This window comes from Pseudoalteromonas sp. APC 3691 (assembly GCF_030408135.1).
Taxonomy (GTDB): domain Bacteria; phylum Pseudomonadota; class Gammaproteobacteria; order Enterobacterales; family Alteromonadaceae; genus Pseudoalteromonas.
The window spans coordinates 1-15,112 of record NZ_JASDCB010000031.1 but is presented as its reverse complement, the minus strand read 5'-3'; the positions used below and the strand labels follow the sequence as shown (position 1 = coordinate 15,112).

7 protein-coding genes and 1 pseudogene are annotated in these 15,112 nt (G+C 39.5%); 1 reads left to right on the top strand and 7 read right to left on the bottom strand.

What is annotated here, in order from left to right:
- Positions 1–311: 311 nt before the first annotated feature.
- The 6 genes from QL998_RS11460 to QL998_RS11435 form a co-directional block, all read right to left on the bottom strand.
- Positions 312–2,717, bottom strand: a complete 2,406-nt coding sequence (locus tag QL998_RS11460) for a glucan 1,4-alpha-glucosidase (RefSeq protein WP_290192712.1) — start codon at positions 2,715–2,717, stop codon at positions 312–314.
- A gap of 10 nt (positions 2,718–2,727) precedes the next feature.
- Positions 2,728–4,233 carry an MFS transporter gene (locus QL998_RS11455; RefSeq protein WP_165742951.1) on the bottom strand — a complete coding sequence of 502 codons (1,506 nt, stop codon included), beginning with the start codon at positions 4,231–4,233 and terminating at the stop codon, positions 2,728–2,730.
- Positions 4,226–6,085, bottom strand: coding sequence for an alpha-amylase family glycosyl hydrolase (locus tag QL998_RS11450; RefSeq protein WP_290192711.1), 1,860 nt, complete (start codon positions 6,083–6,085; stop codon positions 4,226–4,228). The genes QL998_RS11455 and QL998_RS11450 overlap by 8 nt, the downstream gene beginning before the upstream one ends.
- 90 nt (positions 6,086–6,175) lie before the next feature.
- The gene (locus tag QL998_RS11445) at positions 6,176–8,026 is read right to left on the bottom strand and encodes a glycoside hydrolase family 13 protein (RefSeq protein ID WP_290192710.1); all 1,851 of its coding nucleotides are present in this window, start codon (positions 8,024–8,026) and stop codon (positions 6,176–6,178) included.
- Positions 8,027–8,028: 2 nt separating this feature from the next.
- The gene (locus tag QL998_RS11440) at positions 8,029–9,519 is read right to left on the bottom strand and encodes a tryptophan halogenase family protein (protein WP_182197035.1); all 1,491 of its coding nucleotides are present in this window, start codon (positions 9,517–9,519) and stop codon (positions 8,029–8,031) included.
- A 132-nt stretch (positions 9,520–9,651) separates the two neighbouring features.
- Complete coding sequence (locus QL998_RS11435) at positions 9,652–12,456, bottom strand: TonB-dependent receptor (protein WP_165742947.1); 2,805 nt, start codon at positions 12,454–12,456, stop codon at positions 9,652–9,654.
- Positions 12,457–13,118: 662 nt separating this feature from the next.
- Here QL998_RS11435 and QL998_RS11430 point away from each other — a divergent pair.
- Entirely contained in the window at positions 13,119–14,741 is a 1,623-nt protein-coding gene (locus tag QL998_RS11430; protein ID WP_290192709.1) for an alpha-glucosidase family protein, read from the top strand.
- 274 nt (positions 14,742–15,015) lie between these two features.
- Here the strand turns inward: QL998_RS11430 and QL998_RS11425 are convergent.
- Positions 15,016–15,112, bottom strand: a pseudogene (locus QL998_RS11425) (IS5/IS1182 family transposase); the annotation flags it as partial.

Below are 15,112 nucleotides of genomic sequence, written 5' to 3'. Positions count from 1 at the left end.
AAGGTAAAACCCAAAAATAGAATAGTAAACATATTATTCACAAACCCCAATATGCATACTTATCTACGTGACTAATAAACAGCATCAAAAAACACAGACTAGGATCAGCAAAAAAGGACTCTAAATCTAAAGAAGAAACAGAAATCACACAAATAAGTTATGACTTTCTAGAACATATAATAGAGATTAGTTAGCATAAATATTCAAAGCAGATTTATCTCAGCCCATATTATTGCAAAAAACAAAATTAATTTTAATTAAAAAAAAGCTTCAAATAGAAGCTTTTTTCATATTTCGTAATTTTATAAAACCTAATTAAGAGACTCGGCAACTACAGGATAATAATCCCAAACTTGTTTATCACTGAGTGAGCGTACAAGCTTGATATATTCTGCGTGTGTCCAAGCTAGAGGTGTTGCTGAGTTTGTACCCTCGCCTAACTCATAACCTGCTTTATTTACGCCTACGCCATCCCATACTTGCTCCGGTAGCATCATGCCGCTATTGGCAAACTGCTCTAATCCTTTAACATAGCTGTTTTTGATCTCGCTTTGTTTTTTATCATCAAGCGCATTATTTGCATTTGCAGCTGCTATTTCATAATGCCCGCGCTCACCTGTAAAAAATGGCCATACCCGACCACGTTGGCCTGGCGTGTTACTCCCGCTTTCGGCGTAGTTAGTACCTGTGGTTTCATCTTCGCCGTAACCGTCGTTACCATAACGGCGATAGCCTGCAAATGTGCCGCTACCATCGGTAAAGTTAAAGCTGTATTTCACTTGTAAGTTATCTTCAAGCGTTTCGTCGTCATACTCAGGCAGGGTTTTAACTATACTTGAATCGTTGGCACCTCTTACTCCATAGCGGACTAATTCTAAAAAACCACCGTCTAAAATCTGCTTTTTGTTAAAACCTTCACGGCCATTGTTGGCGTTAATTTTAGTATTAGAGTTAGCGTCGGTGTCTTGACCTATACGAATAAAATACTCGCCATCGGTGCTATCACCTTTTAAATTACCTTCGGTGGTAAACATTTGCGATTCTATATTACTGTTGTACTTTTTAGCCGTTGCTAAATAGCGATCTGCATTTTGAGTATCACCACTGAGTGTTGCTATGTCACTGGCTGTTATAAGACCAGCAACAACGGCAGCCGTTGTAGAAGGAGAATAACCACTTTGCTCTTCCCAGCGCTCTTGCTGTGTTGCAGGTGGAGTGATTTGCATGTCGTTCCATAAAATTTTAGCTCTTCCGCCATCAACTAAAAAGTCAGCTGCCGGTTTTAGCATGCGTGCGTACCAATCTTTAAGTTCGTTATCACTTAGTACGTTTGCTTGATGTAACTTCCACGCGAGCATAATTGGCATAGCCGTTTGATCTAGCTGTACCCCTACCCATTCAAGTTCACCGTCAACATGTGTTTTTTGTAAAAACCAGCCTGTATCGCCTTTATTACCTGGTGTTTTTCTGTTTACTTGTACTTTTTCAAGGTATTCGAAGGCCGTTTTTGCAGTGGCTGTATCGCCTAAGGCCATAAACGCCATAGCTACTTGATAAAAGTCACGAACCCATACCGCTTTGTAACCTGTAGAACCCTCTTTGGCTGAAACAGTTTCACCCCAAGGATTAGAAAGCGAGGCAATGAGCGCACCCGCATTGGTTTTGTCCTCTTGCGCTTTTAGCACCATTGCACTGGTATAAAGTAGCTTACCGTCATCGGCTGTTTGATTAACCATGGCGTTTAATGGCTCAAGGCTTTGTAAATAATCTTCCCAGCCTAGCGCTTCACCTTTACCGTTGTAGGCATCAAGCACATTTTGATAACCTTTAGATAAGCTCTGTGCACCTTGTTGATGGCTTTGCTGCTGGGTTTTACCAAAGCTTAGTGCTAAATCAAATGTGGTATTACTATCGATATTACCAAGCTCTGCCAGCAGAGTGACGTTACCTGCCTTATCGCCAGTGTTTGAATATTGTTTGCTTAGTGTGTGTTGTTTTTTAAGTGAGGTGATGCCATCGCTCACACCTGTAAAGCCTACACTTTGCATTTTGAATGGCGTAGATGATTGCAACGTTAAAAAGTTATCGTCTTCCCAGGCAACTAAGCCTTGCTCAGTGGTTTTTGCAAAATCACCTAAGCCGTTGTTGTTTATATAAGGGTTAACAGCAACATACGCTCTCACGCCTTTAAGTGATGTATTAAAAATACTGCGTACAAACAATGTTTGTCCGCCTGGATCGGTGAATATGTGTTTTTCGAGGGTAAAACGCCCTTGCTTATCTGTGCTTGTTACTTTGTAAGCAAGCGATAGTGGTCTACCTTTATCGTCTTTATGTAAGTAATCAATTGTAACGTCTAAGTCGTCAGCTTCAGTGACTGTAAAGTCTTTACCGGTTACTACAAACTGCATATCTTTGATTTGTGCTTGGTGAATGAGTCCAAACATAGTTTCGGTGATCATACCTTTAGCAATTGAAAACCATACTTTTGATACTTCACCTGTCGCAGCGTTGTTATTATACTGGCCGTTTTGGTATTGCTCAAAAGAAGTACCAATTCCGGTTTTACCCGCGTAAGCCCAAAATGGTTCAGCACCTGGTGCGCCAGGAGCGGCTGAAACTGTAGCGTCAATATTTTCGTTATTCGTATTTTGTGCACCACAGGCTGTTAAACCCAAAGTTAAAAGAGCGGTGGTAATAAGGTTATATTTTTTCATTGTGTGACCCTTAGTTTGAATTTTTAACGCGCATTACAGCAATTGCAGCAACAACGAATGATGCAGCACCAATTAATAATGCGTAAATAGGCTGATTAGAAAATACGTGGCGTAAAATAAGCCCTAAAATACTAGCGGCAAGCAATTGCGGTATAACAATAAAGAAGTTAAAAATACCCATATACACGCCCATTTTGTTACTCGGTAGTGCATTACTTAACATTGCATAAGGAAGCGATAAAATAGACGCCCACGCAAACCCCACCCCAATCATAGGTATAAGTAACATCTTAGGGTCTTGAATAAACATAAAGCTGCCAAGGCCCAATGCGCCTAGTAATAAGTTAAAGCAATGCGCGCCTTTTAAGCCCATCTTTTTAACTAAGAATGGAATACACATAGCGGCAATAGCCGCAAAGCCATTGTAAGCTGCAAATAAAATACCGACCCAATCAGCCCCATCGTTAAAGGCTTTACTTGTTGCATCACTGCTGCCGTAATGAAAGCTTGTTACTGCGGCTGTGGTGTATATCCACATAGCAAACAACGTAAACCAGCTAAAAAACTGCACCCAAGCAAGCTGCTTCATTGCCTCTGGCATGGTAAATACATCTTGTACTACTTGGTAAAAACCGCCTTGTATTTTGTTAGCAGCCTTTAATGCGCTTGCTATCCACTGCACAATACCAAACGCTAGTAAGCCACCAGCAAGTAGGTATAACTCTTTTTCAAGCGATAAACCCATTACTAATGCAAGGGTTGCTAAACCTAGCACCACAAAAATAATGGCACCTTTATTGAAGTTGATATCTACTAATGCGGTGTTAGTCGGCTTGGCAGTGTGGTTTTCAAAAGCAGCTAATTGCTCAGGGCTATATTCTTTGGTTCGCATAACTGTCCAAAGAACTGCGACTAGCAATACGACCCCACCCCAATAAAATGAATATTTAACAGATTCAGGGATTTGCCCTGGCGCAGCGGTATTACTTACGTCAAACCAATTGGTCATCATCCATGGTAGCGCTGAGGCTAATACCGCACCAATACCAATAAAAAAGCTTTGCAAGCCATAGCCCGTAGCACGTTGTTTTTCTGGCAGGTTATCGCCTACAAGTGCTCTAAAAGGTTCCATAGTGACATTGATTGAGGCATCCATAATCCATAACATACCTGCAGCAATCCAAAGAGTTGGTGAATGCGGCATGATAAAGAGTGAGATAGTAGTAAGTACCGCCCCTATGAAAAAGAATGGACGACGACGACCAAAACGCCCCCATGTTTTATCACTCCAATAACCAATTATTGGTTGCACTATTAAGCCCGTTAGCGGTGCTGCAACCCATAAAATTGGAATATCATCAACTTGTGCGCCTAGGGTTTGAAAAATACGGCTCACATTGCCGTTTTGTAGTGCAAAACCAAATTGAATACCTAAAAAGCCAAAGCACATATTCCATATTTGCCAAAAACTTAGATTTGGTTTGTTGCTGTCATAATTATTATTTTGATTATTCATGATTAGCCTTATTAGTTAAAACTGCGCTACTAAATGCATCTAGCGAAAGCATAAGCTTTGTAACTTCTTTGTCAGTGATGATCTTTACCGTATTTTGTTCAAGTAAGTCGTGTAGCGGTTTATTTCGCTCAAAGGTATTTGCTTGCTCTGGTGTTAAATTAATTAATACCGTTTGTGGCTCCTCACTAAAATTACTAAAAACATAAATAGATTGCTGTCCCAGCGAGCGTACAAAACCAACAACGCGTTCGCTATTGCTAAGTGAAAGCTCTGACATGGTTCCACCTACAACAGCGGGCAAACTATTGAGAACCATTATTGATTTATAATAATCACGAAGTGATGCTTGCTCGCTCGATAAGTTAGCGCCGTCGAATTTGCCGTTGTTCATCCATGCTTGATGCGCTGGTACACCAATGTAATCAAAAATGCTGGTGCGAGTAGATGTGCCAATACCTGCGTTTTCAGATCCGTCCTCCCCCACATCTTGGGCAAAATATAATAAAGTAGGTGCGCGACTCATTAAGCTAGAAACGACCATTGCTGGTTTCCCCCAGCGTGCATCACCTGCAAAATCAGGACTAGCAATGCGTTGTTCGTCGTGATTTTCTAAAAAGTGCAGCATGTGCGCTTCAATATCAGCCACTTGGCTTTGGGCTGCAAAAATAGTATTAGCCGCTTGCTTACCCTGCATAATGGCTTTTAATGTGTCGTAAAAGCCGACTTTGTCATACAAGTAATCCATTTTTCCTTGCTGAATATACGCTCTGTACATTTGTGGGTTGTAAACTTCAGCCAATAAAAACGCATCGGGCTTTTGCATTTTTATTGATGAATTTAAAAAGCTCCAAAATTCAACCGGTACCATTTCGGCCATATCGTACCTAAAGCCATCTACGCCTTTGTCGAGCCAGTACAAAGTGATGTCTCTAAATTTATACCAACTATTAGGAAGCTCTTTATTTTGCCAAAACGCATAATGAGCGCGATAATCTTGGTTTTCTAGCTCTTTAGGTAATACAGGAAAGTCATAGCTGCCATCAGGCTTAACGCCATAATTCACTCTTACGGTTTCGTACCAATCGTTAATATCTGGCTTGGGTGCACGCGCACCATTACCCGTCCATTTTGCTGGGGTTTCATCAAAAAAACCGTCAGCTAAAGGGTGAGCATTACCCCCTAAAGCGGTATAGCTTTGTGATGTTGGAACCTGAAAAGACTGACCTGGTACATAATAAAAGTTATTATTTTTATCATACGCTTTGGTTGTATCATCTTGCTCACCAAAGTCTTTTACTCCCTTGGGTTTTGCTACTGATTTATAATTACGAGCCACATGGTTAGGTACAATATCTATAACCACTTTCATGCCATGCTTATGAGTGCGTTCAATCAGGTCACTAAACTCACCCATTCTATTGGTCACATTTATGGCTAAATCTGGGTTTACGTCGTAGTAATCTTTTATTGCATAAGGTGAACCTGCACGGCCTTTAACTACATCAGGGTCGTCTTGCGTAATTCCATACTCGGTATAATCGCCCACTAGCGCATGATGTAAAACACCGGTATACCAAATATGGGTCGTCCCCAATTCTTTAATACCTTTAAGTGCAGCATCGTTAAAGTCGGAAAATTTACCTACGCCATTTTGCTCTTTCGTACCCCAAGGCACATTCGCGGTCTGTGTGTTGCCAAATAAGCGTGTAAATACTTGGTATACAACAGGCTTTGTTAACTCATTTTGCGTCTGTTTAGGCGCTTGCTGTTGTTCGGTTTCATTATTGTCTGAGCACGCACTTGTTATAAGTGCGCTACATAGTAATGCAGGTACATAAACTGATTTTTTCATTGTGTGTCTTTTTGTCAGTAGTGTTATAGCTTTATACTAAAGATATCTGCAGCAACCATACAGTTGCTGCATACGTATTCACTTAAACATTCACGGCGTATTAATCACTAATACCGTAGCAGTCATTGGCTCTAAGTTAATACTGTTAGTTAGTTTAAAAGTGTGTTGTGTGAATAATGCCTGCACATTGGCATTTTTTGGTATAACTTCTTGCATGTAATCAAGATTATGCTTTTGTGTTACTTTGTTTTTATTCATAAAAACTAATACTGTTTGCGTATCACTAACGCGAGCATAACTATAAACACCATTGTTCGGACTGAAATGAACGAGCTTACCCTTTGCAAGCGCCGGGCTTTGCTTTCTAAAGTTAAGTAGCGTGCTTATAGTTTCGTGCATATCGCGCTGATTTTTACTTAACCCGACTCCAGTAAACGCATTAGCGTTTTGATTTTTGAACCCACCTGGAAAATCAATGCGTATATCACCATGATCTTTACTCGGCGTATTATCCAATAATATTTCGGTTCCATAATATATTTGAGCAATGCCGCGCGTTGTTAAAAACAAAGTCATCGCCATTTTAGTTTTAGCTAAGTCTTGCCCAAATTCCGTATATAAACGGCTCATATCGTGGTTATCAGCAAACACCATAATGTTATTGGTGTCTGGGTATAAAAAATCGTTAGCTAATGACTGATATACTTTAACCCAGCCTGTGCTCCAACTTTCATCTTCATTTAAAGCTCGAATTACCGCCTCTTGCAACGAAAAGTCCATCACACTGGGTAAGCTTGACACATACCCATCTTGATTTACTTTACCGCGCTGCCAATACGACGCTATTGCAGGGTTTGAAGTCCACTCTTCGCCAACAATATTAAAGTGTGGGTATTCATCCATAATGGCCTTGGTCCAATCACTTAAAAATGCTTTGTCTGAGTAAGAGTAAGTATCAACTCGAATACCGCTTAAATCTGCGTATTCAATCCACCAAATTGCATTTTGAATTAAATACTCATTTAATAATGGTTGGCGCTGGTTTAAATCGGGCATGCTAGCGACAAACCAACCATCGCTAAACTGGCGTTTATCGTAGTTACTTGCGTGTGGATCTTGAATTGTTTGGCGCGCATGGCTTGTGGCATTTTTACCATTTTCAAACTGCCCATTAAAGTTAATCCAATCTTGAGTTGGTTTATCCTTCATCCACGGGTGCTCAGCACCAAAGTGATTAAGCACCATATCCATAACAAGCCCAATGCCCTGCTCTTTAGCCTTTATTGATAACGTTTTGTATAAATTATTTGATCCCATTCGCGGATCAACGTTGTAAAAGTCTGTAATCGCGTAACCATGATAAGAGTAATCTGGCATGTTGTTTTCAAGCACTGGAGTAAGCCAAAGCTGTGTTACACCTAAATTATTTAAATACGGTAATGCGTTAATAACACCTTGAATATCCCCTCCATGTCGCCCGCCTTTAAAACCTGGATTTACAGCTTCTAGCATGCTTTTAACGGTGTCATTTGTGGAGTCGCCATTTACAAAGCGATCTGGGTTAATTAAATATAAAGCATCTGCACTTGTGAAACCTTGGCGTTGCGCGCTATTTTTATCTCGGGTAAATAAAGGAAACTCAAAGCTATGCGCTGTATTAGTGCTGTTAAACTTGAGCGTTCCTGCTTTGGCGTTATCGCTAATATTTAAATGTAGAAAAGCATAATTAGGGTTGTCAGTGCGTGTTACGTTATTAAGTTCAACCCCTTTATACTGATCTAATTTAAATTCTTCGTTAGCTATATTTTGCTCATGCACGAGTACTGTAATGTTATTTTTATTCATGCCTACCCACCAATTGGCAGGCTCTACATTAAGTGCATAACTAAAGCTTGGTAAGCTACATGCGCTTACTAGTAAAAGTGTGTTTAAAAATCGCATTGTTATACCTTTTTAATGCTAGCTAAAAAATTCTGGTGAGTTGGTAGCTGCGCAACTGTTGAGTTTATCAATGTTTTTAAAGTAGAGAATAAATCGCTCAGTTGATCATCACTTAGCGAATCAACAATACTGTTATAGTCATCAGGGATAAGCCCTTGCCCTATCATGACTTGCTGCCAAGCAACCTCAGCGAATAGCTCATCGTCTTCCCGCACTACTTTGCCTGTGTGTTTAAATAAACTCAGTTTATGGGTAAGGGAATTTGGTATATCCATTTGCATGCATTGACGCCAAAACGGGGAGTCTTCTCGCTCGGTGAGTTTATAATGCAAAATAATAAAATCACGTATGTGCTCTAATTCAATAACGCTTTGTTTATTAAACTCCGTTACTAACGCATCACTAATACCGTTGTGTGGAAATAGCTTAATTAAACGCGTAACCGCAGTTTGAATTAAATGAATACTGGTTGACTCTAGCGGCTCTAAAAAACCACTTGAGAGGCCAACCGACACCACATTTTTATGCCATTGCTTTAAACGCCGACCTGTTTTGAATTTTATAATACGGGGCTCTGTAATTGGCTCAGCGGGTAAGCTTTTTAGCCGTAACTGCTTAGCATCATCATCTGACAAGTATCTACTGCAATAAACAAGGCCATTACCAATACGATTTTGCAGTGGTATTTGCCATTGCCAACCAGCACTATGTGCAATAGATCGCGTGTAGGGCTTAAGCTCATGAGTACTTTTTGTTTGTACGGCTACTGCACTATCGCATGGTAAGTAATGAGACCAATCAATAAAACCTGTATTTAGTGTTTGTTCAATTAATAGTGCACGCAGCCCGGTGCAATCTATAAATAAATCCCCACTAATTTGACTGTCGTTATCAAGTGTTAGGCTTTTAACATTGCCTGTATCGCATTGTTCAACATGGCTTATTTTTGCATCTATGTGTTTAACACCGCGCGATATAGCCAACTTTTTTAAGTATTCAGCGTAAAGCGTCGCATCAAAATGATATGCGTAACTCAGCCCAGGTAGTTGGGTATTAGGAATTGTATTGAGGGGTGCAAATTTATGCTGTTTAGCCACTTGGTAATTGAGTGAAAAATCCCATAAGTCGTCTTCGCAACCCGTAATTTGACCTTTTAACCAAAAGTTATAAAAATCGCAAAAGGGAAAATCTTTACCTAACGAGCCAAACGCATGCATGTAGCTATGCCCTGGCGTTTTCCAGTTTTCGAACTCTATACCTAATTTTATTGAAGCATTAGTGGCATTAATAAAATCTTGCTCGTTTATACCCAGCGCGTTATTAAGTTGAATAATGGGCGGTATCGTTGCTTCACCCACTCCTACCGTACCAATAGCTGATGATTCTATTAGTGTGATATTAATTACTTTACCTAACACTTTATTAAGCAGTGCTGCTGTTATCCACCCTGCGGTACCACCGCCTGCAATTACGACATGTTTTATTGGTTTCATATTATTGCCCACGCTTTAATACAGCGCTCAATAAACTTAATTAAGCGAATTGGTATTAATCAGTGTTTGATAAACTAGCTATAAAAAAGCCCTTGTAAAACAAATCACAAGGGCTTCTACACACAACTTTTATTATAGCTTGTAACTAAAGCCTAACAAGTAAGTACGACCGTAATCTTGGTAGTCACGTACTTGTAGAGCATTATCGCCAGAAAGTGACGTAAACGGTTCTTCAGTTAAGTTTTGTACTTGAAACTGAACAGATAAACCTTCAAGGCTTTCAATGCCGGCCTCAGAGAAGTCATAACCTGCTTGAACATCCCAAATAGTTTCACCTAAAATATCAACTTGTTCAGTGTTAAAACCTAAACCATATACATCACCTTTAAAGGCACTGCGTTTGCGCATACTGGTACGTAATTGCATACCATGCATTTCGTAGTAAACTGTTAAGCTTTGAATTTTATCCGAAAGACCTGGTAGCTCGTAATCGTTACCGTTTTGATCTTCAATATCAGACTCAATACCAGTATGGCTGGCAATTAAACCAAAACCTTCAAGAGATGGATGGAATATTTTAAATGGTAACGCTAGTGAAAGCTCGTAACCATATAAATCGCCACCGCCGCCATTTATTTTACCGCTGCCTGTACCTGATGATGTTGCAGGAACTTCACCTGTTGAAGGGTCAGCTACACCTGACATATCAATTGCATACGTGCCGTCAAAAATCCACTGAGTTAAATCTTTATAGAAAAACGCTGCAGAGAAGTAACCCTCATCACTAAAGTAATTCTCGTAAGTAAAATCGTAGCCTGTTGCTTCTTTAGGCTCTAGACTAGGATTACCACCCGATACAGACCAATAGTTTCCATTTTCATCTGGTGTTTGATTATATGATGCATTAACTGATGAATTCATTTCATCTAAGCGTGCACGAGAAATTGTTTTAGCAGCACCAAAACGTATCGTTTGTTGCTCATCAATCGCAAGTGATAAGTTTAAGCTTGGTAGTACATGTGAATAATCGTGACTAATATCTGTAGGAGTTACAAATATATTACCATCGTCATCCATATTAAAAGCGTTACTTTGTGAAGACTGATCGGTATTAACGTAACGTACCCCCACATTACCTGTTAATGCTAAGCCATTTATTTCTGCATTAATATTAGCTTGCACAAACGCTGAGGTAATTTCTTCTTTTACTGTCCACGATTTAGTTAAGTGACTTGTATCAGCTAAACTTTGGTCTACTAAAGCATAATAACCATCATTCACTAACCCATTAACATCGTAGGCAATCATGTCACCCATTCCAATAAAGCCTAGGTCAACACTTCCCATCCGGTATTGCTCTGGAACAGTTAGCATGCCTGGGTTAGCAAGCGAAAATCCTGATAATGTCATATAAAAGCCTTGCGAATCTTTTGTTTTTTCGCGCTCTTTATAAGACATACCAAATTCAATTGAGCTGAAGTATTCGTTTTCTAATACTTTAGATGCCGCCAGCTTTAATGTAGATAGTTCATCTTCAATGGTTGGTGCATTAATGAAACCATCTTGTGCCTGATCTTTATAACCAGAAATATCATTTCCATCTGCATCAATTAAGCCATACTTATTATTCAACGCCTTGTTTGAGCCCCAAGAAAGAGGTCCACCTAACTGAATTAAGCTGTAATCACTGTAATCTAAATCGTGAGTAAACGTAGCACCAGTATTACCACCATCAAAAGTATAACCTAGGTTATCTGCAACACCACGCGTATCACCGCGACCTGTGCCCGAATAACTTTCAAGGCTCCAAATTTTACGGTCTACTTGCGAGTAACTTGCATCAAACTCAACTGACCATGAATCGTCAATATCGTATTTAGTATTAAAACCAAATGCGGTTAATTCTGCTTCACGTTCTTCGTAATCGTTACGCACAATTACGCGCTGGCCATTTGTTACCGCACTGGTAACAAAGCCGCTTGCGCCATCTACAACTACGCTTGCAGGGTCAATTGAGCCTTGGCCCCATGCAAATGGAACTTCAATACCACGTAAGATTTTTTCATCTGTAAAATCTACATACAATGCATCAAACGTCATGTTTAATTTATCTGTGGGCGCCGCTTCTAAAACAAGCATTGCTGAGTCACGTTCAAGTGTAGATGAACGTACAAATGGTTTAGCACCACCTAAAATTGAATATGTTTGGCCATCTACTTCTCTTTCTGGGTAACCCCACGAGTTCCAACGTTTTTCTTGGTTTGGTGAACTCATGGTGTTTAGTGCAAATGCAACACCAATGGTATCGTCTGCAAATTGGTCAATGTATGAAATAGTGCCTCGGTAACCGTCGTCGTTGCCGTCAGGGTTTAATTTACCAAAGCTGGTTTGCTCATACTGCCCATTTACTTGCACAACACGTTCGCCTTTACTTAGTGGACGAACTGTTTGCATATTAATAACACCAGCAATACCCTCAGCATCAATACTTGCATTTGGCGTTTTATAAACAGTTACACCGCTCATTATTTCTGATGGGTAAAGGTCAAACTCTACACCACGGTTATCACCAATCGATACTTGTTCACGACCATTAAACGTTGTGCCACTTTCATTCTCGCCAAAACCACGAATAGAGACACGACTTGCTCGGCCGTCTAAGCGCTGAGCTGTTAAACCGGGTAAACGCGCAATCGATTCAGCAATTGAAGAATCTGGCAATTTGCCAATATCTTCAGCCGATATAGATTCGACAACCTGTGTAGAGAAGCGTTTTGTGTTAATAGACTCAACCACACTGCCACGAAAGCCTTTAACTTCGATAACTTCTACATCATCTTTTTTTATTGTATCTTCTTGAGCAGCCTGTGTAGCAAAGCTCGATAAGCCTGCAGCTGTTAATGCCAAAGTTAATATACTTGGTTTGAACATAGACATAATGTTTTCCCGTTACCCATATTGTGATACCCGCGTTCAATGTTTAAGTGATAGTTAAACAAGGCGAGCTAATTTTGTTGTCAGGATGAATATTAACGCCAGATTTATTTTATTAACAACTTTATGCATACGTATTCAACAATTTCAATGTAGCCTAACATTAACACATATTACACACGTTTATTTTTAACCAATTGATTTTATTAGTAATAAAGTAGATAAAAAACACAAGACAAACATCAATAGTCAAATCAATTCTATTGAAACTTAATGGCACTTTTACTTAAATGTAAACAAGGTGAAGTTAATTATCACTGTCAAATAACGTTTAAATTATTCCACATTTACCAAGCGTTAAATTGGTCAGACCATTTAATATAGATCCTGGGATATATTTCCCTTACAGTACAATCTGTTAGATTCAATTTAACTAATAAATCAATGACTGACGTAATTGGTAAACAATAGATACGCAAAATGAACGCTACTAAAGCCACTCTAACCACTTATTTTTAATAAATTTATTGCATTATTTTTAGTGCATACGTATGCAGACTTTTTACAGGATTAAAGGCTTCACGTATGCTTTTTGCAAATAACGTGATTAATCGTAATCACAATAAAGAATAGTCTAAATAATGTGTGGAATGACGGAGAAAAGCATGACCCAAAAGCAGTGGTATAAAGGTGCGGTGATTTATCAAGTTTATCCGCGTAGCTTTCAAGATAGCAACAACGATGGTATTGGTGATTTAAAAGGGATTATTAATCGTATTGATTACATTAAAAGCTTAGGCGTTGATGCAATTTGGATTTCACCTTTTTTCAAATCGCCAATGAAAGACTTTGGCTACGATATTAGTGACTACCGTGACATTGACCCGCTTTTTGGTGATTTAAACGATTTTGATGAACTTATTAGCCAAGCCCATGATCGCAATATTAAAATTATAATTGACCAAGTACTAAGCCATACATCAGATCAACACCAATGGTTTACAGATAGCCGCGAAAATCAAAATAACGATAAAGCGGATTGGTATGTTTGGGCTGAAGCCAAAGATGACGGCACAGCACCTAATAATTGGCTGTCTATTTTTGGTGGTGGTGCTTGGCAGTGGGAGCCTCGTCGCGGGCAATACTACCTACATAATTTTTTAACCGAACAACCGGATCTTAACTTTCATAACCCAGATGTTCGAAAAGCTGTGCTTGATAATGTTGAGTTTTGGCTTAAAAAAGGCGTTGATGGGTTTAGGCTTGATGCAATTAATTTTTGCTATCACGACGCGCAATTACGTGATAATCCGGCTAAACCAAAAGATAAGCGCCAGGGTCGTGGTTTTAGTGAAGATAATCCGTATGCATTTCAGTACCATTACTACAATAATACTCAGCCTGAAAATATTGAGTTTATGCAAGATATTCGCACATTACTTAATAAATACCCAGGTACTGTATCGCTTGGCGAAATCTCATCAGAAGATTCATTAGCTACAATGGCGCAGTACACCCAAGGTGGCGACAAACTGCACATGGGTTATAGCTTTGAGCTATTAACAAATGATTACTCAAGTGAATATATTAGAACTACGGTTCAAACTCTAGAACAACGTATGACTGAAGGCTGGCCATGCTGGGCATTTAGTAATCATGATGTAGAGCGCGTAGCGAGCCGCTGGAGCGAAAATGGCGAAGTAAACCCTCAACAATGTAAAATGCTAACCGCCCTATTAGCTTCTCTTCGCGGCAGCGTGTGTATGTATCAAGGTGAAGAGCTAGGTCTGGGTGAAGCAAGTGTGGCATTTGAAGATTTACAAGACCCATACGGCATTACATTTTGGCCTAATTTTAAAGGGCGTGATGGCTGTAGAACACCAATGCCTTGGGATCTAGCTGATTCATCTCATGCAGGTTTTAGTGAAGTAAAACCTTGGCTACCCGTTGATAATGCACATAAGCAGCAATCAGTAGCTATACAAACAGATGATAACAACTCAATTTTAAATGCCTACCGTGAGTTTATGGCATGGCGAAAAAGCCAAACAGTTTTACTTGAAGGTGATATTGAATTTATAGAAACGCCAGAGCCTGTGCTTGCTTTTTATAGAACGCTTGGAAAGCAAAGAATGCTTTGTATGTTCAATCTCAGCGCTAAGCAAACAAGTATTGATATGCCAACATCAATCGTTAAAGAATACACCGAGCTTAGCCACCACAGCGCAAAGTTAGACCGAGGCACCACAATACTTGAGCCTTACGCATGTTTTTACGCTCAGTGTTAATGACTCAAAAGTTACGTTTAGTGTATACGTAAGCGCGTTACACACGAAAAAGCCCAAGCTATTCACTTGGGCTTTTTTGTATTTAATGCATTCTAGTGACTTTTAGTTTCAACATTTAGACATTCAGTTAAAGCAAATAATACGGCTGATATTACAAACTTAAAATATCCTCATAGCAGAAATATACAATGGCGCTTATCCATTTCATTTTTGAACCTAAAAAATCACTTTTCCTAAAACAATCTAGGGGCTGTTGATCTTTGTAGTACATATATCAATCAGCCCACATTGGTAGCCACATCATAGTAAATGCTAAAGCGAGCATTGAATGATAATTTCGTTCAAGCTTTTCATACCGCGTGGCTATCCCT

Bases quoted from the DNA above. Each gene is read 5' to 3' on its own strand.
- QL998_RS11455 (WP_165742951.1), bottom strand. From the start codon at position 4,233: ATGAATAATCAAAATAATAATTATGACAGCAACAAACCAAATCTAAGT.
- QL998_RS11450 (WP_290192711.1), bottom strand. From the start codon at position 6,085: ATGAAAAAATCAGTTTATGTACCTGCATTACTATGTAGCGCACTTATA.
- QL998_RS11430 (WP_290192709.1), top strand. From the start codon at position 13,119: ATGACCCAAAAGCAGTGGTATAAAGGTGCGGTGATTTATCAAGTTTAT.
- QL998_RS11460 (WP_290192712.1), bottom strand. From the start codon at position 2,717: ATGAAAAAATATAACCTTATTACCACCGCTCTTTTAACTTTGGGTTTA.
- QL998_RS11435 (WP_165742947.1), bottom strand. From the start codon at position 12,456: ATGTCTATGTTCAAACCAAGTATATTAACTTTGGCATTAACAGCTGCA.
- QL998_RS11440 (WP_182197035.1), bottom strand. From the start codon at position 9,519: ATGAAACCAATAAAACATGTCGTAATTGCAGGCGGTGGTACCGCAGGG.
- QL998_RS11445 (WP_290192710.1), bottom strand. From the start codon at position 8,026: ATGCGATTTTTAAACACACTTTTACTAGTAAGCGCATGTAGCTTACCA.